20 protein-coding genes are annotated in these 21,444 nt (G+C 32.9%); 17 read left to right on the top strand and 3 right to left on the bottom strand.

The annotated features are described in order from the left end of the window. Nucleotides 1–7: 7 nt before the first annotated feature. Nucleotides 8–2,194 (bottom strand): ribonuclease R, encoded by a 2,187-nt coding sequence (gene rnr, locus GGR22_RS07365; protein WP_182493120.1) that lies wholly within the window; start codon nt 2,192–2,194, stop codon nt 8–10. A gap of 140 nt (nt 2,195–2,334) precedes the next feature. On the opposite strand from rnr, the gene GGR22_RS07370 reads away from it, so the two are divergent. From GGR22_RS07370 to GGR22_RS07385, 4 genes are all read left to right on the top strand, one after another. Then, nucleotides 2,335–2,574: a putative signal transducing protein gene (locus tag GGR22_RS07370; protein WP_121375705.1), complete on the top strand. Its 240-nt coding sequence runs from the start codon at nt 2,335–2,337 to the stop codon at nt 2,572–2,574. A gap of 636 nt (nt 2,575–3,210) precedes the next feature. Continuing rightward, nucleotides 3,211–3,642, top strand: coding sequence for a ribose 5-phosphate isomerase B (rpiB, locus tag GGR22_RS07375; protein ID WP_182493121.1), 432 nt, complete (start codon nt 3,211–3,213; stop codon nt 3,640–3,642). A gap of 107 nt (nt 3,643–3,749) precedes the next feature. After that, nucleotides 3,750–5,897 carry a Tex family protein gene (locus GGR22_RS07380; RefSeq protein ID WP_182493122.1) on the top strand — a complete coding sequence of 716 codons (2,148 nt, stop codon included), beginning with the start codon at nt 3,750–3,752 and terminating at the stop codon, nt 5,895–5,897. Between the two features lie 257 nt (nt 5,898–6,154). Beyond that, on the top strand, nt 6,155–6,502 hold the full coding sequence (locus GGR22_RS07385) for a helix-turn-helix domain-containing protein (protein ID WP_121375706.1): 348 nt from the start codon (nt 6,155–6,157) through the stop codon (nt 6,500–6,502). A gap of 57 nt (nt 6,503–6,559) precedes the next feature. Here the strand turns inward: GGR22_RS07385 and GGR22_RS07390 are convergent, their stop codons facing one another. Together GGR22_RS07390 and GGR22_RS07395 are read right to left on the bottom strand one after the other, a co-directional pair. After that, a complete protein-coding gene (locus GGR22_RS07390; protein ID WP_182493123.1) occupies nt 6,560–6,937 on the bottom strand; it encodes a DoxX family membrane protein in 378 nt (125 codons plus the stop codon). A 203-nt stretch (nt 6,938–7,140) separates the two neighbouring features. After that, nucleotides 7,141–7,320 (bottom strand): Sec-independent protein translocase subunit TatA/TatB, encoded by a 180-nt coding sequence (locus GGR22_RS07395; protein WP_056067112.1) that lies wholly within the window; start codon nt 7,318–7,320, stop codon nt 7,141–7,143. A 247-nt stretch (nt 7,321–7,567) separates the two neighbouring features. On the opposite strand from GGR22_RS07395, the gene GGR22_RS07400 reads away from it, so the two are divergent. The 13 genes from GGR22_RS07400 (at nt 7,568) to GGR22_RS07460 (ending at nt 21,424) form a co-directional block, all read left to right on the top strand. Then, the gene (locus tag GGR22_RS07400) at nt 7,568–8,437 is read left to right on the top strand and encodes a M23 family metallopeptidase (RefSeq protein ID WP_121375708.1); all 870 of its coding nucleotides are present in this window, start codon (nt 7,568–7,570) and stop codon (nt 8,435–8,437) included. Between the two features lie 62 nt (nt 8,438–8,499). Further along, a complete protein-coding gene (locus GGR22_RS07405) occupies nt 8,500–9,981 on the top strand; it encodes a GH3 auxin-responsive promoter family protein (protein WP_182493124.1) in 1,482 nt (493 codons plus the stop codon). A 5-nt stretch (nt 9,982–9,986) separates the two neighbouring features. After that, entirely contained in the window at nt 9,987–10,862 is an 876-nt protein-coding gene (locus GGR22_RS07410; protein WP_182493125.1) for a carboxypeptidase-like regulatory domain-containing protein, read from the top strand. Next, entirely contained in the window at nt 10,862–11,722 is an 861-nt protein-coding gene (locus GGR22_RS07415; protein ID WP_182493126.1) for a carboxypeptidase-like regulatory domain-containing protein, read from the top strand. The genes GGR22_RS07410 and GGR22_RS07415 overlap by 1 nt, the downstream gene beginning before the upstream one ends. Next, on the top strand, nt 11,722–12,621 hold the full coding sequence (locus GGR22_RS07420) for a carboxypeptidase-like regulatory domain-containing protein (RefSeq protein ID WP_182493127.1): 900 nt from the start codon (nt 11,722–11,724) through the stop codon (nt 12,619–12,621). Before GGR22_RS07415 ends, GGR22_RS07420 begins: the two co-directional genes overlap by 1 nt. A 42-nt stretch (nt 12,622–12,663) precedes the next feature. After that, complete coding sequence (locus GGR22_RS07425; RefSeq protein ID WP_182493128.1) at nt 12,664–14,361, top strand: DUF6909 family protein; 1,698 nt, start codon at nt 12,664–12,666, stop codon at nt 14,359–14,361. Nucleotides 14,362–14,364: 3 nt separating this feature from the next. Beyond that, nucleotides 14,365–15,351: a hypothetical protein gene (locus tag GGR22_RS07430; RefSeq protein WP_182493129.1), complete on the top strand. Its 987-nt coding sequence runs from the start codon at nt 14,365–14,367 to the stop codon at nt 15,349–15,351. 221 nt (nt 15,352–15,572) lie between these two features. After that, nucleotides 15,573–16,109 (top strand): hypothetical protein, encoded by a 537-nt coding sequence (locus GGR22_RS07435; protein WP_182493130.1) that lies wholly within the window; start codon nt 15,573–15,575, stop codon nt 16,107–16,109. Nucleotides 16,110–16,207: 98 nt separating this feature from the next. Further along, a complete protein-coding gene (locus tag GGR22_RS07440) occupies nt 16,208–17,464 on the top strand; it encodes an oligosaccharide flippase family protein (protein ID WP_182493131.1) in 1,257 nt (418 codons plus the stop codon). A 2-nt stretch (nt 17,465–17,466) separates the two neighbouring features. Continuing rightward, nucleotides 17,467–18,558: a glycosyltransferase gene (locus GGR22_RS07445; RefSeq protein ID WP_182493132.1), complete on the top strand. Its 1,092-nt coding sequence runs from the start codon at nt 17,467–17,469 to the stop codon at nt 18,556–18,558. A gap of 409 nt (nt 18,559–18,967) precedes the next feature. Further along, nucleotides 18,968–19,912 (top strand): O-antigen ligase family protein, encoded by a 945-nt coding sequence (locus GGR22_RS07450; protein ID WP_182493133.1) that lies wholly within the window; start codon nt 18,968–18,970, stop codon nt 19,910–19,912. Further along, nucleotides 19,905–20,705, top strand: a complete 801-nt coding sequence (locus GGR22_RS07455; protein WP_182493134.1) for a glycosyltransferase — start codon at nt 19,905–19,907, stop codon at nt 20,703–20,705. The genes GGR22_RS07450 and GGR22_RS07455 overlap by 8 nt, the downstream gene beginning before the upstream one ends. Next, nucleotides 20,702–21,424, top strand: a complete 723-nt coding sequence (locus tag GGR22_RS07460) for a class I SAM-dependent methyltransferase (protein WP_182493135.1) — start codon at nt 20,702–20,704, stop codon at nt 21,422–21,424. The genes GGR22_RS07455 and GGR22_RS07460 overlap by 4 nt, the downstream gene beginning before the upstream one ends. The last annotated feature ends 20 nt before the right edge of the window (nt 21,425–21,444 follow it).

Genomic DNA, 21,444 nt, shown 5'->3' on the forward strand with positions numbered 1-21,444 from the left:
GCTATTTTTATTCATTCTTTCTCAGGAAAGTAAAATCCAACTGCTTTTTAACCAAATCTGCGCTTTTTACTTTCACAAAAACTTCGTCTCCCAGCTGCAGGATATTCTTTGAAATTTCCCCAACTAATGCATATTGTTTTTCATCGAATGTGTAATAATCATCACGAATTTCACGGATCCTACACATACCTTCACATTTATTGGAAACAATTTCTACATAAATTCCCCATTCGGTCACGCCAGAAATTACACCTAAAAACTCTTCATCTTGATGGTCTTGCATATACTTGACCTGCATGTATTTGATGCTATCACGCTCTGCATTCGTTGCTAAGACTTCCATGTTAGAAGAATGCTGGCATTTTTCTTCGTAAGATTCTTCGTCTGCTGATTTTCCTCCATCGAGATAATGCTGTAACAAACGATGTGCCATTACATCCGGATAACGTCTGATTGGCGAAGTAAAGTGTGAATAGTAGTCAAATGCTAGTCCGTAATGCCCAATATTTTCAGTCGAATACTTTGCCTTACTCATGGTCCTGATCGTCAAAGTATCAACCATATTTTGCTCTTTTTTTCCGTTCACATCTTCAAGCAATTTATTAAGCGACTGCGAAATATCTTTTTTAGACTTAAAGTTGATCGAATATCCAAATTTTGAAATTACGGTCTGTAAACTAATTAGTTTATTTTCATCTGGTTCGTCGTGGATTCTATATACAAATGTTTTCTTTGGTCTTTGTTTTCCTATGAATTCGGCCACTTTTCTATTCGCCAAAAGCATGAATTCTTCAATCAAATGATTAGCATCTTTTGAAACTTTAAAATAAACTCCAACGGGCTCTGCAGCTTCGTTTAAGTTAAATTTCACTTCAACTTTATCAAACGAAATAGCGCCATCACGCATTCTTCTTTTACGAAGTGTTTTGGCCAGCTCGTCTAATTTTAAAGTCGCATTCTGAATTGCTTCAGGAACTTCGTATTCATTTCCAGTTAAAGAAATCTCTGCAGGAATTATATTTCCTTTTGTTTCAATAATATGCTGTGCTTCTTCATAAGCAAATCGCTGGTCGGAATAAATTACGGTTCTTCCAAACCATTGGTTGACAACCTGGGCGTTTTCTGTCAGTTCGAAAATAGCCGAAAAGGTATATTTTTCTTCGTGAGGTCGTAACGAACAGGCAAAATTGGACAATACTTCTGGAAGCATCGGCACTACTCTATCTACTAAATACACTGAAGTAGCTCTTTGATACGCTTCATTATCTAAAATAGTTCCTTCTTCGAGATAATAGGAAACATCGGCAATATGGACGCCGATTTCATAATTCCCGTTTTCTAATATTTGGAAAGACAAGGCATCATCAAAATCTTTAGCATCTTTCGGGTCGATCGTAAAAGTCAGCACATCGCGCATATCACGACGCTTGGCAATTTCGCTTTCCTGGATCGAAGTGTCTATTTTTTGAGCATAGGTTTCCACTTCTATCGGAAAGTCGTAAGGAAGTCCGTATTCTGCCAAAATCGCATGGATTTCGGTATTGTGCTCGCCTGGTTTTCCTAGTACTTTAATTACAGCTCCAAACGGACTGTCTGCTTTTTTAGGCCAGTCTTCAATATGAACCAACACAACATCACCGTTTTCTGCATCACCAATTTTCTCTTTTGGGATAAAAATATCAGTATACATTTTCGGATTGGCTGTCGATACAAAAGCAAAATTCTTTTGGATATCAATGACGCCAACAAAATCGGTCTTTTTTCTTTCGATTATCTCGATAACTTCGCCTTCTGGCTTTTTGCCTCGTCTTCTGTTATACACATAAATCTTTACTTTATCTCCATCCAACGCTTTATTTAGGTTGTTGGTCGGTATAAAAATATCGTCTTCAAATTCTTCTGATACAAAATAAGCAGTCTTTCTGCTTGTCATATCAATCACTCCTTCGTAATAATCTTGGCTTGTCGCAACGACTAAATATTTTCCTGGCTCAATTTCAACAATCTTCTTTTGAGAAGCCAGAAGTTTTAAATCTCTTATAATTTCGTTTCTGCTTTTTGTATCATCTAATTCAAGCTTGGCTCCTATCTGCTTATAATTGAATGCCTTATTGGCATCTTGTGATAAAATCTTTAAAATTCTTGCTGTAAAGTCTTTGTCCTTTTTTACAGGCTTTCGTAGTTTCTTACTCATAATTCTTTTCTAATAATGCTGAAAATTACGAAATTGTTGACAGTTTCCTCTTAAATGTTAATTTTTTTAAACAAAATATAACTTTTGAAATAAAAGATGAAGAATATATTTCTTGCTATCTTTATGAAAACCAAATTCAAATGGAAAATTTTATCACGATCGCAGTCTTCAATTATCCTCACGAAATCACAATCTTAAAACACAGGCTCGATTTAGAGGAAATCCAATATTTTTTCGAGAATGAAACCATGATGAACATCGTTCCAATGTATTCACAGGCTTTGGGCGGAATCAAACTCAGAGTACATCCCGAAGATGCAGAAGAAGCAAAAGAAATTCTGGATGAATTCAACCGAAATCAAAATTTGAAAATTGTCTAACTTTTCGAAGTTGTCAACATTTATTAAAAACAACAAAAAGAAAAAGGAAATTTAAATTAATTTTTTGGTGGTTATTATAGCGTGTTAATAGCTGCAATAAATTAATTTTTTAAGGCAATGATTTTAAGTTATGGTTTGTTATACTGACTTATCAACACAGCTAAATAGTTTTAAGTATTTCATTCTAAAGGTTTTTTAAGACTTTGTTAACAACAGTTGATAATCGTTTTTGAGATGAAAATGTAAATAACTTTACTTGTTAATTACTGTTAACAAAATAACTTTTGATGCTGATAACTTCTCCAAAAATTCACCAAACTAAATTTGCATTTTCAAATGTAATTTTGGATTACTGTTTTTAATCGAACAAACAAGAAATACTTCTAAAATTCTATCCGAAGTTATGAACAATCCATGTTAATTTATAATTAACTAAAAGTCAGTACATTGTAAATTACTGTTAACATTGCAATAATTTAACATTTACGTTACAATTTAGGTAATGATTATCAGCTTTTTATGAAATGCGAAAAACCTAAACATTTGATAATCAAAAGATGCAACTTCATGACTATTTAGTTTGGTAAATGGAAACTGTTGCGGTAAATTTGCAGGACACAACTAATAAAGATACATATGAAAATTTCGATCGGGAATGACCACGCTGGACCAGAATACAAAAAGGCAATTGTCGAAATGCTGAAAGCAAAAGGACATGAAGTAACAAATTATGGAACAGACAGCAGCGACAGCGTCGATTATCCAGATTTTGGACATCCGGTTGCTCTTGATGTTGAAAACGGCAAAGCTGATTTCGGAATCGTAATCTGCGGCAGCGGCAATGGAATCAACATGACGGTTAACAAGCACCAAGGAATACGCAGCGCGCTATGCTGGACAAAAGAAATAGCTACTTTGGCGAGACAACATAATAATGCCAATATTATCAGCATACCAGCACGTTTTACGGCTATTCATCAAGCAGTTGAAATGGTGGAAGCTTTTTTAAGTACAGATTTTGAAGGTGGAAGACACCAAAATCGCGTTGATAAAATCGCTTGCCAATAAAGAATATCCAAAATAAAAATATATTTAAAGCATCTTTAAAACGCTAGTAGTTTTTGAGATGCTTTTTTTTAAATTGCTGCCTACAAAAATTAGTACCAAAATATATTATGACCAACCTAGAATTCATCTCCAAGCAAGTTACCACACCAACGAAAAACATTGAAAATACGCTACAGCTTTTAAACGAAGATTGTACGATTCCGTTTATTTCAAGATATAGAAAAGATAAGACAGGTAATTTGGATGAGGTTGTAATCGAGCAAATTGCCAAGCTGAGCAAAGAATTTGAAACGATCGTAAAAAGAAAAGAAGCCATTCTAAAATCGATTCAAGAACAAGATTCGTTAACACCTGAGCTTGAAAAGAAAATCCAACAAAGCTACGATTTGAACGACCTAGAGGATTTATACCTGCCGTATAAGAAAAAGAAAAAAACAAAAGCCGATGTTGCTCGTGAAAAAGGATTGGAACCTTTGGCAAAAATTATCATGGCACAAAATAATGACGATATTGATTTTGTAGCTTCAAAATACCTGAACGATAAAGTTCCGAACGAAGACGAAGCACTTCAAGGCGCTCGAGACATCATTGCCGAATGGATTAATGAAAACATATACATCCGAAAAAACCTCCGCCGCCTTTACCAAAGAAAATCTTCGATTTCGACGAAAGCCGTCAAGCTAAAGATTGAAGATACGCCAGAAGGCGAGCAGCTACGACAAAAAGCTAAAAAATTTGAGCAGTATTTTGACTGGTCGGAAAACCTCTTGAAAGCTCCTTCTCATAGGTTATTGGCAATGCTCCGTGCAGAAAACGAAGGATTTATCAAGCTGAAGATTGAGATCGATAACGATGAAGCCATCGAAATGATGGAAGAAGCAGTCATAAAAAATAAAAAAGAAACAGCCGTCCATCTAAAAAAAGCAATTGAAGATAGTTATAAAAGATTGCTAGCGCCGGCTATTTCAAATGAAGCGCTTCAAGAAGCAAAAACAAAAGCAGATGCCACAGCCATCCAAGTTTTTGCTGGAAATCTAGGACAATTGCTTTTAGCGCCGCCATTAGGCGAAAAAAGAATTCTTGCCATAGATCCAGGTTTCAGGAGCGGATGTAAGATTGTCTGCCTAGATGAAAAAGGCGACCTGCTTTATAACGAGACCATTTTTCCGCATGCGCCGCAAAATGAAACGGCAATTGCGATGAAGAAAATCCGCTCCATGGTGAATGCCTATAAGATCGATGCTATTTCAATTGGCAATGGAACGGCTTCCCGTGAAACCGAATTTTTCATCAAAAAAATTACTTTCGATAAACCGATCCAAGTATTTGTAGTGAGCGAAGCAGGAGCTTCTGTTTATTCCGCTTCAAAAATTGCAAGGGACGAATTTCCAAGTTATGACGTAACCGTTCGTGGTGCCGTCTCCATTGGACGAAGATTGTCCGATCCGCTGGCCGAACTAGTAAAAATTGAGCCAAAATCAATAGGCGTGGGGCAATACCAGCACGATGTGGATCAGTCTAAGCTAAAAGATGAATTGGATACAGTCGTAATGCGATGCGTGAATTCTGTCGGAATCAATATCAATACGGCCAGCAAATCATTGTTGAGCTATGTTTCTGGAATAGGAGAGAAGATGGCCGAAAATATAGTCGCTTACCGTTCAGAAAATGGCGCTTTCGAAGAAAGAAAACAGCTGAAAAAAGTACCGAGATTAGGCGAAAAAGCCTATCAACAGGCGGCGGCATTTATTAGAATTTCTAATGGAAAAAATCCGCTGGATAATTCAGCGGTGCATCCAGAAGCCTACGGAATAGTTGAAAAGATGGCAAAAGACTTGAAGATTTCCTTAAACGACCTGATTGCAAACAAAGAAAAAATTAGTCAGATTCCTGTAGAAAAATACGTGACAGAAGATATCGGACTACTTGGTCTGAAAGATATTGTCAAGGAATTAGAAAAACCAGGGCTAGATCCACGAAAGGCAGCCAAAGTTTTTGAATTCGATCCCAATGTTAAAACAATTGCTAATCTAAGAACCGGAATGGTATTGCCAGGCATTGTAAATAACATCACGAATTTTGGATGTTTTGTTGATATCGGAATCAAAGAAAGCGGTCTTGTCCATATATCGCAATTAAAAGAAGGCTTTGTCTCGGATGTAAACGAAGTCGTGAAGATGCACCAACAAGTACAAGTGAAAGTAGTTGAAATTGACGAAAACAGGAAGAGAATCCAGCTTACGATGATATTATAAAAATTTGAATATTTTATTTAGCTGAAAACGAATTCCAAGTACAAGATAAACAATTGTATATAAGATGATTTGCTATGTATTTGAAATCATTTTATATTTAATTAAAACGTTTTTGAATTCAAGTAAAATTAGAAACATTTCGAGCAAAAATAACAAGACATTTCAGGAAAATATTTCTTTATAAAAAGTCAATTTTTATTATATTTGAAACAGTAATTACCCCTAGACATAGAAATGTAACTTATATTTTATGCCAAATGATAAAACTAAATTTACAACCAATTTTTAAGATCAAGGGAATTACGAAACCAGTTAAATATCTTGTTGATCAAGGGCACTCCGGCAGCTATGCCAATGGAGTCGTGAATGATAAGCTCGTATCGATTCCTTTTTGGAAATTAGAAATGCTCTGTATCGATTTCAACTGTACGCCAAACGATTTGTTTGATTTTATACCAGACAAAGACCAACAGCTTCCAGAGAATCATGCACTTTTTACAATTTCCAAAAGCGAAGCTATAGGAGAAATCCATAAATTATTAAATGACCTGCCAGTTTCAAAGATTCAGGAACTGTATGGGATTTTAAAGAGCGGAAAAGAATAAAAAAAGCTTCAAGAGATTTAGTTTCTTGAAGCTTTTTCTAATTTTCTTACCTTGATCTTAGCTAAACATAGGCTTGTACTTATTCCAATTATTGCCAATCATCCAGATATTGATAAGGAAAAGTACTCCAGCTATTGCTATTCCCGGCCCTTCAGTCGTGAACACAAAATTGTGTAGTAAAATCCCAACAGTTATAGGAAGGATAACAATCGCTCCCAAAGCTCTTGTTTTTGGAAAAATAAAAAGCAAGCCGCCTGCTAATTCAATAACAGCGACTAAAGGGATGAGCCACGAAAGCGTTTCCATAGCTTCATAAATTTTCATGTCTTCTGGTTTCATTTCCGGCATAGGCATATAATGGAAAAATTTGTCAAGGCCAGCATTAACAAACATCAGCCCGAAAAGAACGCAAAGAATGGTTTTGATTATTTTCATATTCAATTACGATTTAAGTTATTTGTTAGTGCTAAGTTAAAAAATTAAGTGTTTGTATTTTAATATAATAAAAAAGGAGTAAAAAATAGAAAGAGTAGTTTTCAACAATTCTGCTTATAACTTTCAATTTATGGCAAAATAAAAGCCTCAAGGATTTTAAAATCCTTGAGGCTTCAATGAACCGCTTGTTTTAAAAAGCAGTCTTAAATTTTTGTATCTTCTTCTTTTTTAGACGCGGCAGGCTGATCATCCTTAGCAGCATTCTTGAATTCTTTTATACCCGAACCCAATCCTTTCATCAATTCTGGAATTTTTTTACCTCCAAAAAGTAATAAGATAATCGCAACGATTACAAGTATTTCCGTTAAACCTAATTTTCCCATGATTAAAAAAATTACCGCTTTTTCAAGCATTATAAATATTCTGCAAATGTAAAAAGAAAAATCGTATCACTTCTTTATATAACAAATAATTATACGTTAAAATCATTTTTTCAGTTTACTATAACTACTTACGATAAAAGAAACATATCGGTTTTAAAAAGGGTGCAATTGATTTAACAGCTTAGTAATTGCAGAAAAACGTCGGCAAGACTTCCAAATTATTATATTTGTAAAATACAAAAATGAAATGTCAGAAAAGAGGCTAAAAAGACAGATTTTAAAGAAAAAGCTTTTGACAAAAAACCGATTGGTTATTTTGAATGAAGAAACTTTTGAAGAAATTTTCTCTCTTAAGCTCAATCTTATGAATGTCTTTGTTGTGCTGACAAGCGGAGCCATTTTCCTGATTGCGATTACAACTTACATTATCGCTTTTACCCCATTACGAGAATACATTCCAGGCTATGCTTCTACCAAATTAAAACGTGAAGCCACCGAATTGGCATTAAAATCAGATTCTTTGGAAAAAGCCATCAAGATGAATAATGCCTATATCGAATCAATCAAGAAAGTATTGGCTGGCGATGTGGAAGTCGCAAAATTAAGCAAGGATTCGATCATGGCGGCAGAACAGGCTGATATTTCGGAAATAGATTTCAAGCCATCGAAAGAAGATGCTGCCTTGAGGGAAAAAGTCGCCCAAGAAGACAAATACAACCTTTTCGACAAGGCACAAGCGAAAGTAAATTTGGTGCTTTTTCCACCGGTCACCGGACATATTACAGACAAATATGACCCAAAAACAAAACATTTTGCGGTTGATATCGCGTTGCCGAAAAACACGCCGATAAAATCAGTTGCGAATGGAACCGTTATTTTTGCCGATTGGACGCCATCAACGGGCTATGTGATCATCATCAGGCATGGTGAAGGAATAATGTCAGTGTATAAACATGCAGCATCGCTAACCAAAACGCAAGGAGATATAGTAAGGACGGGGGAAGTAATAGCTATGGCTGGTTCAACGGGCCAAGAATCAACCGGAGTCCATTTGCATTTCGAACTGTGGAAAGACGGTTTTGCGATCGATCCGACCAACTTTATAGAATTCGAATAGCTAGGAAGGGACTAAAATCTCCATTCCAAGCTGTTTTTTTATGTAATCAGAAACCTTTAAAAATGTCAATAAAAGCTTTTTTTGCTAAACAATTTGCCAAAAAAATTTACGAGAAGACCCAGAAATGGGCCAATAATCCCATTGAAACGCAAGAACACGTTTTTAAAGATTTGATTCGGCAAGCCAAAGACACGCAATTCGGAAAAGATCATAATTTTAATAACATAAAATCATTTTCTGATTTTGCAAAAAACGTCCCGATTCGTGATTATGAAGGCTTAAAATCCTACGTTGAAAAAATAAAAAAAGGCGAGCCCGATGTTTTATGGAAAGGCAAGCCTATTTATTTTGCTAAAACTTCGGGAACGACTTCTGGCGCGAAATACATTCCGCTGACTAAAGAATCGATGCCTTTCCACATTCAAGCAGCGCGAAATGCAATTCTTCATTACATTCATGAAACCGGAAATTCTTCCTTTGTTTCAGGAAAGATGATTTTTCTGCAAGGAAGTCCAATTTTAGAAGAAAAAAATGGTATCAAGCTAGGTCGACTATCTGGAATTGTCGCGCATTTTGTTCCCAAATACCTTCAAAAAAATAGAATGCCGAGCTGGGAAACCAACTGTATTGAAGATTGGGAGACCAAAGTTGATGTAATCGTTGAAGAAACGTTCAATAAAGACATGACCGTTATTTCTGGAATTCCGTCCTGGGTTCAAATGTATTTCGAAAAGCTGAAGCAGAAAGGAGGGAAGCCGGTGGGAGAAATCTTCAAGAATTTTAACCTGTTTATTTACGGAGGCGTAAATTTTGAGCCCTATCGGGCAAAATTTGAAAATCTTATCGGAAGAAAAGTCGACAGTATTGAGTTATTTCCGGCATCGGAAGGATTTTTCGCCTATCAAGATTCCCAAACAGAAAAAGGAATGTTGCTGCTTTTGAATGCAGGAATCTTCTATGAATTTATAAAAGCAGATGAATTTTTTACGGAAAATCCGAAACGATATACGATTGGAGAAGTAGAGCTCGGTATCAACTATGTACTGATTATCTCGACCAATGCAGGCCTTTGGGGCTATAATATTGGCGATACGGTGCAGTTTACTTCCTTAAAACCCTATCGTGTAATCGTTTCAGGAAGAATCAAGCATTATATTTCTGCCTTTGGGGAACATGTCATCGGAAAAGAAGTAGAAGAAGCATTAAAAGAAGCAATGGAAGGCACTGACATCCGCGTAAACGAATTTACGGTAGCACCGCAAATTACCCCAAAAGAAGGATTGCCATACCACGAATGGCTGATTGAATTTGAAAACGAACCCGAAAACCTAGAGGCTTTTTCGCTTAAGATAGATGATGCCATGAGAAAACAGAATGTCTATTATGATGATCTGATTGTGGGCAATGTGTTGAGAAAGCTAATCATTACAAAAGTTTCCAAAAATGGTTTTCAGGATTATATGAAATCGATAGGGAAATTAGGTGGCCAGAATAAAATACCAAGACTGAGCAATGATCGAGATATTGCAGATAAATTAAGATAATTCAAATGAAGAAATTAGCAATATGCTTTTTGTTTTTTGCAGTAAATGTTGTTGCCCAGACTAAGGGAATCGTAAAAGATAGCCTGACTGGAAATCCAATTGCTTATGTAAGTATCTGGGTCGAGAACGAAAATATCGGCACGACTTCTGAAGAAAACGGAGAATTTACTATTGCTACGTCGGAGAAGAACAAGAACCTGATTTTTTCCGCTTTGGGCTATCGGAAAAAAATCTGCAAAGTTTCTGAATCGCAATCCGTAAGCCTATCGCCAACGGCGTATGAATTGGATGAAATCGTAATCAATAACAGAAAAGAAAAAAGACAGCTCGAAATCGGAAAGACCAAGAATGCCATTGCCGAAGCTTTCGACAACGGACCTAGGATGGACGCGAAGTATTTTCCCTATTCTCCAGACTATAAAAAAACACGTTGGATTAAAAAAGCAATCATTTTGACGGATAGCAGAATAGACGACGCGACTATAAAGCTTCATTTGTATGCAGTTGACGAAAATGGTTTTCCTGGCGAAGAATTATTGTCTAAAGATTATATAGTTACAATAAAAAAAGGCGTTACTAGGAGTGAAATTGACGTAACTGATTTTAATCTGGAAATGCCAAAGACAGGAATCTTTGTGGTTTTTGAGAAATTACTGATCAAGAAAAATAAAGTAGAAAAAACTATAACCGATTTTAATACAAATATTACTAAAATCCAAACGACTTATTCCCCATTAGTTCTTTATAATGCAGTAGAAAGAGACTTTTTATTTAGTTTTTCTGGTGGAAGATGGCTTAAAAAAACAAAAGAAGAGCTGAATCCATTTTCAGCTTCCAAAACGGTTTATGAGCCATCGGTAACTTTAATTCTTACTAATTAATGAAATCAATTATCGCCTTTTTACTTTTTATCAGTGTTCTTGTTTTGTCGCAAGTTAAAGGTATAGTAAAAGATGAATCTGGAAATCCAATTTCGTATGCGAGTATTTCAGTTGAAAATCAAAATATCGGAACAACTTCGGAAGAGAACGGAACTTTTTCCATTAAAGCCAAGGAAGGTGAAAATCTGATTTTTTCAGCTTTGGGTTTTGAAGATAAAATTTTAAAATCCAATGAAGTACAGGAAGTCATATTAGTAAAAAAGCTTTTCGAACTTGAGGAAATTTTGATTGAAAACAGTAAAAAAAATAAGAAAACAACTATCGGAAAATACTCCGGCCAAAAGCTAGAGTATACACTTGGAAATACAGGAAGAGATAATACTCATATTTCGGCTAAGTTTATTAGATATAGCGAAGAAATAAGACAGCATCCTTTTATCAGTACTATTGAATTCACTACATTTTCACATGTTAATAATGCTATTTTAAGAGTAAGGATTTTTAATGTTGACCATAAAGGTATTCCCACAAAAGATGTAGTAAATGAGGATATTTTGGTTTATGTAAAAAAAGGAAATAAAAACAATACGGTTGATTTATCAGAATACCAGGTAAAAATACCAGAAGAAGGTATCGTGATTGGTTTTGAATATTTAAAGCTGGAACAAAATAAATATTTTAATAATGTCGTTGGTCAAACAGAAGAACAGAGGCAAAAAAATTTCAGTTATGAACCAGGAATTAAATGTTTTTTAGGAAAAAATAAAGTAATTTTCTTGAATAAGGACGGAAGCATTCGAAATGAAAGTGACTTAAAAACGAATTTAGAAATAGGATTAAAAATTTCACTAACCAATTAATGAAAGTAATATTATTTTTCTTTTTACTCAGTTTTTGTAGCTTTTCGCAGACTAAAGGTGTCGTGAAAGACGAGGCCGGAAATCCAATTCCCTTTGTAAGTATTCTAGTAGAAAATGAAACCATAGGTGTTTCTTCAGAAGAAGACGGAAGTTTTTCTATTGCTGTCGATGCATCTAAAAATTTAGTTTTTTCAGCAGTAGGATATGAAACCAAAACAGTAAAAGTTACAGAAGCAAAAAATGTACAGTTGCCAAAAAAAGTATTTGAACTAGGAGAAGTTGTCATCAGTCCGGCAAAAAAACAAAAAACTGTCAAGATAGGCGATGATTACGGCAGAGGAGAAATACGTTACTATAGTCAACAAACAACGGCAAAACATTTTGCCTATACAGAGGAAGCAAAAAACCATCCTTTTTTAAAGGAAATCACGATATATACAAAGAGTAAAATTGATAACGCTAAAATCAATCTGCGGGTATTAAAAGCAAATCAGGATGGCTCTCCAGGAGAAGATATCTTGGAAGAAAATTATATAATTCTGGTTAAAAATGGCGGTAAGAATACAACAGTCGATATGCAAGAGTTCCATATTGAAATCCCTGCCGAGGGAATATTTATAGCCATAGAAGCTTTAAAAATTAATGAAAATAAATTTTATAAAAAAGGACCAAAATACAAAGACATAACAGGCAATATAAAAAGGATGGATACCTTTACGTATGAGCCTTTTTTTGGATATTTACCTTCCAAAGAAAATACCTGCTGGTATTTTTCTGGAAATTGGACGCAAAGTGGTTTGCATAAAATGAAAAATCCCAAAAGCTATGAAAATCTGCTGATGAAGAAGTACCATGACCACTATTTAGAACTAGCAATGAGCATTACGCTTACCAACTAAAAAATAAAAAACCTACATTTGCAGGTTAGTAAATAAAAAGAAATGAAAGAAACAAAAAATATATCACGATCAAGAGCCCAAGAATCATCAGCGGCAATTGAAAAACTATACATCACTATGCGCCATTTGTTTAATAGAGGATTCTATAAGCCTATGGGTGTGTCAGGTGATACATTAAGAGAAGCATTATTGCAGTTAAGACCAGAAATCTATGGTACAATTGCAGAAGAAAAAGTAGAATTAAGCGGTTTATTATATGTCATTGAAAGGCTTCCTGTCGGAATAGAAGAATGCCGTTTTATTAATCTGACTTCAGATGAAGGCTATTCAAAATCGCATTTTACAGCAATAGTTCCTCCAAAAAGAAAGAGAAACTGCTATAGAATCGATAGCGAACAAATGAATGTTGAAATTACGAGAGGACGCTCGGATATTTACGATATCCTGACACATCTTACGTTTATATTTATTGAATCGCATAAGATCAAAAACAGAGTCTTGCTCGATGAAAACACAAAAGAATTCACACGCGATTGGGAAAAATTAGAACAAATCGTTGTTCAAAATAAAAAGCTTACGCTGATTGAAAAAGAAATTGCAATTTCGCATGCATCGATTATTTTAGGACGTTCTTTTGAAGAAATTCTTGATATCTATGAAGCTTTCGGAACAGCTGAAAAGCCAGACCGTTTCCTACATGTAATCTATTGGCTTGGAAAATTAGCCATTGAAGAGGTAATCTTCAATAACAAAAGAACGATTACTTTTAGCCCGATCCTGAGAGAACGATTAGGACACCATATCCATGGAGAAATCTGGGCTAATAACATCAAGGAAGTATTAAAGCAGAATGAATTGCTGGACCGTCCGATTCATATCATCAGCGCTAACATGCACAGTGTTATGAATTCGATTTTCGCTACGCATACGCTGAAGACAAAATTCAAAGACAAGTCCGACTTTTTTATCTTTGAAGAACTGAGCAAACCTGGCGCCAACGATGTAAGAAGCAAAGTAGAAGAATTTGCGTTTAAATATGGAATGATTTCTTTACCAGACACATCTGGAACCAACATTGACGTCCAGATTTTTGACACGGCCAAGATCGACTGGTCTAAATCGGCATTTCCAACAGCAAAAATAGGAGCACATCCACCAGTAATTATTGTAATGGATTACGCTTTCGGAGAGCAAGCGTATGAAACCATAGATGAGCTTTTAAAGCCTTATAAGGACGGCAAGAATAAATATTTCCTAAATGTGGAATCGGTTTCTATAATGGGTAAAGCCGGTATTCTTGAAGGAGGAAAAGGCGATATTATGATTCCGTCAGCACATATAAATGAAGGAACAGGCGATAATTATCCTTTTGAAAACCAATTAACAGCTGAAATGTTTGAAGGAAACGGAATTCCAGTGTATGCAGGACCGATGGTTTCTGTTTTAGGAACATCTCTCCAAAACAAAGACCTATTGAAATTCTTCCACGAATCGACATGGGGTGTCATCGGTCTTGAAATGGAAGGTGCTTACTATCAAAAAGCCATCCAGTCGGCTTCAAAAATCAGAAAAAGCATCAACCCTGACGTAAAAGTGAGATATGCCTATTATGCTTCGGATAATCCTTTAGAAACAGGAAGTACCCTAGCTTCTGGAGGCCTTGGAACCACGGGAGTGAAGCCAACTTATCTTATTACAATTAAAATATTAGAACAAATCTTTAACATAAAAACTAACTAACTTATGAGTTCAAACTCGCAGACCAATCCTGACAATCAAGAAATTGATTTGGCACAAGTTTCAAAAAAAATAGGGAATATGTATCAAAATTTCCTTTTTTTGATATTTAAGGGACTCTTATTTGTAAAAAGAAATATAATTATCTTGGTTGTTCTCTTTATTTTAGGAGCAGGGTTAGGATTTTATCAGGATAGAAAAACAACAGTATATAATCATGAAGTGATTGTCAAGCCGAATTTTGGTAGTACTGAATATGCCTATGCAAAAGTCAATTTAATTAATTCGAAAATAAAAGAAAGAGATTTCGAATTTTTAAAAGCGATTGGTATTAAAAAACCAACATTAATATCAAAAATTGAAATCGAACCGATATCCGATATTTATGAATTTGTTAACTCAAGAGAACAAAATTTTGAATTGGTAAAACTTATGGCTGAAAGTAGTGATTTAAATAAAATCATGAAGGAGGAGACAACAAGTAAGAACTACACAAACCATAAAATTATATTAACCACAAATAAAGAAATAAACAGGAAAGAGATTGTAGAACCTATACTTGATTATTTAAATAAAAGTGAATTTTATTCCAAAATTCAAAGCACAATTTTGGAAAATATCAAGTTAAAAATAGAATCAAATAAAACAACAATAAACCAAATAGATAGCCTGTTAGCTGATTTTTCGGCAGCTTCTAAAGGAAATACTAAAAGCGGCAATTTAGTTTACTACAATGAAAACACTCAATTAAATGATGTTTTAAAAACTAAGAATGATCTTGTTCTTGACCAAGGAAGCAGAATGCTAGAATTGGTGTTTTCTGATAAAATTGTAAAAGAAAATAGCGAAGTACTGAACATTAAAAATAATCAGTCTCTTAATGGTAAATTGAAATTTATTTTCCCGATTGTATTTTTATGTATTTTCTTTGGTATCGTCCTAATAAGAGAATTTTATAAATCGCAGATGTCAAAAATGAAAGATACTATTTAATTTTGGGATACGTGAGTTGTTCTTGACCATTCAGCTTGAAGAACTATCAGATTTTCAGATTATTAAAAAAAGGACCACATAAAAGGGTAGTAGTCTTACCAAAAAAAAGTATTTTTAATATGTTTGATTAAATAATAATAAAAACATCTGAAAATAATTTATTTAAACTATTTAAATTAATAAATATATATATATTTTTGCGCTTTAAAAATAATATACAAATGAAAACAAAAATCATTATCGCTAGTTTATTTTTAGCGTTATTTACTTCATGTAAAAATGAAGAAAAGAAACCTGTTGTAGTTGAAGAACCAAAAGTTGAGACATTTGACGTTGCTATTGACTTAATTATTAAAGCAGATGATGAAATGATTTTGCTTTATAAAGATGGTACTAATCAGTGGTTTGACGAAGATCACGCTGTTTGGTTAGGTGTTAAGGGTAGTAACTCTGTACAAACTGCTACATTCAATTTACCAGAAGGAGTTATTGGAACAGACTTAAGGTTTGATATTGGGCGTAATGATTTTAAAGGCTTAGAACCGATAGAAATAAAGAAAATAACGATTTCTTACAAAGGGAAAAGGTTTGAAATTAACCAAGATAAAGTAAATGATTATTTCTCAACTAACGAATTTATCGTTTATGACCCAGCAACAAAACAATATTCATTTAAGAAAAATGACAAAGGGGAATACGATCCTTATTTTCAATCTAAGGAGCCTTTGTTAGCTGAATTAATAAAGGTGGCTCAATAGCACATTATTTTTTATTGTAAACATAAAAAGGTTATTCGAGTGGATAGCCTTTTTATGTTTATAGGGATAAAAGTTTTAAAAATGTTAAATTAAATTAAATGATGTTTAAATCCCAAAAAGTAAAAACTCTTTTTTCTAATTTCATATCATTATCTGTTTTACAGGGACTTAATTTAATTTTACCATTATTAACTATTCCGTATTTATTAGCTGTCATTGGAGTAGAAAAATACGGGATTCTGGCCTTTGTAAATGCTATTGTGTTATACTTTCAGATTGTTATAGAATATGGCTTTAATTCGACAGCAACTCGCGATATTTCTGTTTTTTCATCCGATAAAAAAAAGGTAGAACAACTATTTAATGAGGTACTATCGGCAAAGCTGTTCCTTCTCTTAATAGGGATTATTATATTGAGTGTACTCGTTTTTTCCTTTCCCATTTTACGAAAACATTTTGAGTTATATTTTTATAGTTTTGGTGTAGTTGTTGGCATGGCCATTTCTCCAGTTTGGCTATTTCAAGGTATGCAACAAATGAAGTATATAACTTATATTAATGTCATATTTAAGACACTTTTTACTTTAGCAATTTTTGTTTTTGTAAAAAATGAAAACCAATATTGGTTAGTACCAGTATTTACTTCAAGCGGATTTATTTTTTCAGGCATTCTAACTCTAATAATAGTAGCAAAAAAATTCCAGATAAGATTTATATTGCAAAGTTTTGATAGCATAGTTCATCAATTGAAAAATGGAAAGCATATCTTCTTATCGGAGCTGCAAATGACATTGTTATCTAATACAAACCTATTGATTATTGGATTTATTGCAGGAAATAGTTCTGTTGGATATTATTCTTCAGTTGAAAAAGTAGTCAGAGCTATTAGTAACCTAAATGCGCCAATTATCAACGCATTATATCCCTTTATCTCTAAGGAAATGGTTAATGATAAAGAAAATGCAATAAAAATAGTTAATAAAGTTGCCAAAATAGGAGGTAGCGCTATCTTATTTCTAGTTTTTTTATGTTTTCTTTTTTCCGATTATATTATTAACCTAATTTACGCTGAAAATTTTAATGAAAAAGCAGTATTAATTTTTAGAATAATGATATTATTCCCACTATTATCCTTTTTAGATCAGGTGTTCGGAAAGTTAGTCTTATTAAATAATGGAAAAGATAAAGAATTTCTTAAAGTATTTTTCTATTCTGGCTGTATTAGTTTATTATTAACATGTATTTTGACGCTTTACTTTGACTTTATTGGAACAGCAATAGCTTCGACATTTGCACAAATTTTAGTTGCTGCAGGAATGTTTTATTATTCTATAAAAATTATTAGGACAAAATAATTATGGAAGTAAAATTAAGTATTATAATTCCAGTATATAATGGCGAAAAGCATTTAGAAGAATGTATAACGTCGCTGATGAATCAAACTCTTAATGAATGCGAGTTTATTTTTGTAAATGACGGATCTCATGATAAAAGTGTCGAATTAATTCAAAAACAGCAAAAAGAAGATTCAAGAATTATCCTTATTAATCAAAAAAACAGCGGTGTTAGTGTTGCTAGAAATACAGGAATTGAGGCCGCCAAAGGAAAATATATTGGTTTTGTTGATTCAGACGATTTTGTGGCAATTGATATGTTTGAAGTTCTATATAATAAAGCAGAAAACAATAAGGCTGATGTTGTTGTTGCTAATTATTATTTAGGCAGAGATGGCAAATATGTAAAGAAAAGAACTATTTTTGAGTATGATTACCTGTATGATAATTTACTAATTAACAAAAAAATTATCCCCAGCCTAGTCACGAATGAAGACATAGTCTTGCCGGCAGTTTGGAATAAAATTTATAAAAGAGAATTTCTACAAGAAAATAATTTTCTTTTTTTGAAGAAATTTTCCTTAGAGGAAGATATATTGTTTAACATTCAAGTAATCAATCACGCGAAATCTCTTTTTTTTGTTGATTATTGTGGTTATTTTTATAGAGAAACTATCGGCAGCGCTTCTAGGAAGATAACAGAAAGTTCTTTTTTTGAGAGAATAATAGAAAATTACAATCTCGACATTAAAAGCTTTGTAAATATTACAATTCCTCATCAAGAAATAAAGAAATTTCAAGCTATAAAACTTGTAAATATCTCCCTATATTATTTATTTAAAAGTGCAACAGACAAACAAATTACAAATAAAGAGAGAAATATTTTATATAAAAGAATCATATTAAATGATAATGTGATTGTTTCTTCTCAACAATATAAACATGAGCTTTTAAAAAATAAAGGACTATTGGAAATCATAATGATGTTTATAATAAGAAATAAATTAATTACTACAAGTTATATTTTAGGTTTCTCGCTAAATAAGATATATACTCCTAAACTCTCTGAAATATTCAGATCTTTAAATCAAAAAGTAAATGTTTTCATTAAATAAACCGTACCATTTCCTTTTTTTTCTCGGCCTATTTTTCTTTCCCTTTAATTCTTTTGACGGAGTTAAAGCATTAGGCGAATTCAAAAACGAGTCAGGCGCTTATTTTTTTCTGTTAGGTTTTCTGTTGCTTTTTTTTCAAAAAAAAATCTCGATACCCTTATATAACTCTGTCTTTAAAATAATTTTGGTGTTTTTAGGTTGGTGTTTTCTGTCAACATTGCTCAATTTAGAAAATGTTGAAAACAGCTATTTTAAGCATACCACAGGAATTAATAGATTTATACGCCAATATGTATCGTTATTATTATCAAGTATTGTTTTTTTTCTTTTTTATTACAATGTTTTAATAAGAATGGAATTAAAAGAAATACTTTATAAAATAAGGACCGTTTTTTTATACTCCCTATTTATGGCTTCGATAGTTGGTTTTTTTGAAATATTAGCTGGCTATTATGGAATTTCATTAGCACGATATGCTTTTTATATCTTGGATTATTTTCCTTTTTTCGAAAAAAAATATATAGGAGATAGAATTTCTTCAATTGCAGACGAGCCTCCCTTTTTTGCCGTTTATTTGATAACAATATCAGGATGGATGTTTAGCTATATAATAACCAATAAAGGTATTTTGAAATACCTCCCAACACTACTTATACTTGTTCTTACTTTTTATTCTGGTTCAAGAACTGCATTGATTGTAATATTCGTCCAAGTTATTATTTTCTTGTTAACAACGGTATCAAAAGAGAAAATAATAAGAAATGCAATCAGGACAGCTGTTGCTTTTTCTTTTTTAACACTATGTATTTTTATCTTTAATGGTGAAAAAATAATCAATGCTTTCGAAGAAAAAATAGATTCTCTTGATTTTAAAAGTAACTTGACAAAAAATATATCAAACCAATCCCGTTTTGGAATGCAATATGCGGCGATTCAAGTTTTCTTAGAAAATCCGATTATAGGTGTTGGTTACGGGCAACAAACTTATTATAGTCGTTTCCATTATCCTGCTTGGGCTATGAGGAATAATTATGAATTTGAGGAGGCATATAAAAATCCTGCTGTAAGAGCCTTTCCTCCTAGTTACAATATGTACACGAGGATCTTGTCTGAAACTGGATTAATAGGAATCTCAATTTTTATTTTTCTGATTTATTTCAGTATTAAAAGAATTAGATTTCTCATAAAAAACAAAAGCGATGAAAAAAAGGTATTAGCAATAATTCTATTAGTTGGATTATCCGGTTTATTTATAAATTTACTTCAAATTGACACTTTCAGATTGTATGGACTTTGGTTATATTTGGCAATCTTAATAGTTTTGACAAATAAGCAGCAAAATGCATATGAATAAAGTTGCACTATTAATTCCTCATTATAATAATTTTAGAGGATTAATAACTTCCATAAACTCCATTGATTCTTCGGAATTTATAGATATTGTTATTGTTGACGATGGAAGTACTGTAGAAAAAATAGATGAAGATGTTTTAAACAAAGCATTTAAAGCAAATGGGAAGATAAAGTTTCTCTACCTAGAAAAAAATAAAGGAATTGAGTATGCTTTAAACCATGGTTTAGAATATATTCTAAAAAATAACTATCAATATACGGCAAGGCTAGATGTTGGTGATGTTTGTGTAGGAAAAAGATTTGCAATCCAGCATAAATTCCTAATCGATAATAAACACATAAAATTTATAGGAACAAATGCCAATGCTTTTGATATGGAAGGGAATTTTATCTTCAGATATAATTTCCCATTAAAACATTCCGAGATAAAAAAACGCATATATTTGAATGCTGTATTCGTTCATCCAACATTTATGTTTGATAATGAAATCATAAAAATAGTAGGATATTATCCCACAAATTATAAATCAGCCGAAGATTTTGCGTTTGCAATGAAAGTGGTTAAGCACTTTATGACAGAAAACCTTGAAGAGTGTTTTGTAAATGTCGAGATTAATCCCAATGGTATTTCATTATCGAAAAGGAATCAACAAATTAGAAGCAGATTAAATGTAATAAAAGATAATTTTTATTTTGGTTACTATCCTATTTACGGGCTTATCAGAAATATCATTATTTGTATAGCCCCTAATAAATGGATTGCAGCAATGAAAAAAGTGAAAAAGACAAAATGATAGACTTCCTTAAAAAAAGTATACAAAAGGCGAAATTTGAACCTAAAATTTTAGGCTTTTGTATAAACAATAACTATTTAATAAGAAGAGAATTAAATAGCCAGATAAAGAAAAATGCTCTCAATGCTACAGGAATATTATTAGATTTTGGGTGCGGAACGAAACCTTACCAGAAATATTTTACTAATGTTTCAAGATACATAGGAATAGATTTAAAGATCGAAGGGTGGGAACACCGTCAAGATACGGTAGATTTTTTTTATGACGGGAAGACGATTCCTTTTGAAGATAATTACTTCGATACGATGCTCTGTACAGAGGTTCTGGAACATGTTTTTAATATTGAAGAACTATTATCTGAGTTTCAAAGAGTTCTAAAACCAAATGGCACAGCACTAATTACCACTCCTTTTATGTGGGAAGAACACGAAATGCCGCATGATTTCGGTCGCTATACAACACCAGCCTTAATATATTTATATGAAAAATATGGTTTTGAAATAGTTTCTCATCATAAAACAGGAAATAACATAAAAGTTATAGCACAGTTTAGTATTAATTATGTAAAATCATTGTTACCCGCTAATAAAATTTTAAAGCAAATATTATTGGTTCCTTTCATAATTTACTTCAATTTCGTAGGCTCTATTTTTGGATTTTTACTTCCTGGAGACAAAAGCGTTTATTTTAATAATGTTTTTGTTCTTAGGAAAAAGTAATTTTACAAATAGTAGATAAA

The organism is Flavobacterium gossypii, assembly GCF_014138495.1.
Classification (GTDB): domain Bacteria; phylum Bacteroidota; class Bacteroidia; order Flavobacteriales; family Flavobacteriaceae; genus Flavobacterium; species Flavobacterium endophyticum.

Excerpts from the sequence above, each read along its gene's own strand:
- GGR22_RS07400 (WP_121375708.1), top strand. The coding sequence starts at position 7,568 with ATGTCAGAAAAGAGGCTAAAAAGACAGATTTTAAAGAAAAAGCTTTTG.
- GGR22_RS07420 (WP_182493127.1), top strand. The coding sequence starts at position 11,722 with ATGAAAGTAATATTATTTTTCTTTTTACTCAGTTTTTGTAGCTTTTCG.
- GGR22_RS07405 (WP_182493124.1), top strand. The coding sequence starts at position 8,500 with ATGTCAATAAAAGCTTTTTTTGCTAAACAATTTGCCAAAAAAATTTAC.
- rpiB (WP_182493121.1), top strand. The coding sequence starts at position 3,211 with ATGAAAATTTCGATCGGGAATGACCACGCTGGACCAGAATACAAAAAG.
- GGR22_RS07370 (WP_121375705.1), top strand. The coding sequence starts at position 2,335 with ATGGAAAATTTTATCACGATCGCAGTCTTCAATTATCCTCACGAAATC.
- GGR22_RS07385 (WP_121375706.1), top strand. The coding sequence starts at position 6,155 with ATGATAAAACTAAATTTACAACCAATTTTTAAGATCAAGGGAATTACG.
- GGR22_RS07425 (WP_182493128.1), top strand. The coding sequence starts at position 12,664 with ATGAAAGAAACAAAAAATATATCACGATCAAGAGCCCAAGAATCATCA.
- GGR22_RS07430 (WP_182493129.1), top strand. The coding sequence starts at position 14,365 with ATGAGTTCAAACTCGCAGACCAATCCTGACAATCAAGAAATTGATTTG.
- rnr (WP_182493120.1), bottom strand. The coding sequence starts at position 2,194 with ATGAGTAAGAAACTACGAAAGCCTGTAAAAAAGGACAAAGACTTTACA.
- GGR22_RS07435 (WP_182493130.1), top strand. The coding sequence starts at position 15,573 with ATGAAAACAAAAATCATTATCGCTAGTTTATTTTTAGCGTTATTTACT.
- GGR22_RS07455 (WP_182493134.1), top strand. The coding sequence starts at position 19,905 with ATGAATAAAGTTGCACTATTAATTCCTCATTATAATAATTTTAGAGGA.
- GGR22_RS07380 (WP_182493122.1), top strand. The coding sequence starts at position 3,750 with ATGACCAACCTAGAATTCATCTCCAAGCAAGTTACCACACCAACGAAA.
- GGR22_RS07415 (WP_182493126.1), top strand. The coding sequence starts at position 10,862 with ATGAAATCAATTATCGCCTTTTTACTTTTTATCAGTGTTCTTGTTTTG.
- GGR22_RS07395 (WP_056067112.1), bottom strand. The coding sequence starts at position 7,320 with ATGGGAAAATTAGGTTTAACGGAAATACTTGTAATCGTTGCGATTATC.
- GGR22_RS07460 (WP_182493135.1), top strand. The coding sequence starts at position 20,702 with ATGATAGACTTCCTTAAAAAAAGTATACAAAAGGCGAAATTTGAACCT.
- GGR22_RS07450 (WP_182493133.1), top strand. The coding sequence starts at position 18,968 with ATGGCTTCGATAGTTGGTTTTTTTGAAATATTAGCTGGCTATTATGGA.
- GGR22_RS07410 (WP_182493125.1), top strand. The coding sequence starts at position 9,987 with ATGAAGAAATTAGCAATATGCTTTTTGTTTTTTGCAGTAAATGTTGTT.
- GGR22_RS07440 (WP_182493131.1), top strand. The coding sequence starts at position 16,208 with ATGATGTTTAAATCCCAAAAAGTAAAAACTCTTTTTTCTAATTTCATA.
- GGR22_RS07445 (WP_182493132.1), top strand. The coding sequence starts at position 17,467 with ATGGAAGTAAAATTAAGTATTATAATTCCAGTATATAATGGCGAAAAG.
- GGR22_RS07390 (WP_182493123.1), bottom strand. The coding sequence starts at position 6,937 with ATGAAAATAATCAAAACCATTCTTTGCGTTCTTTTCGGGCTGATGTTT.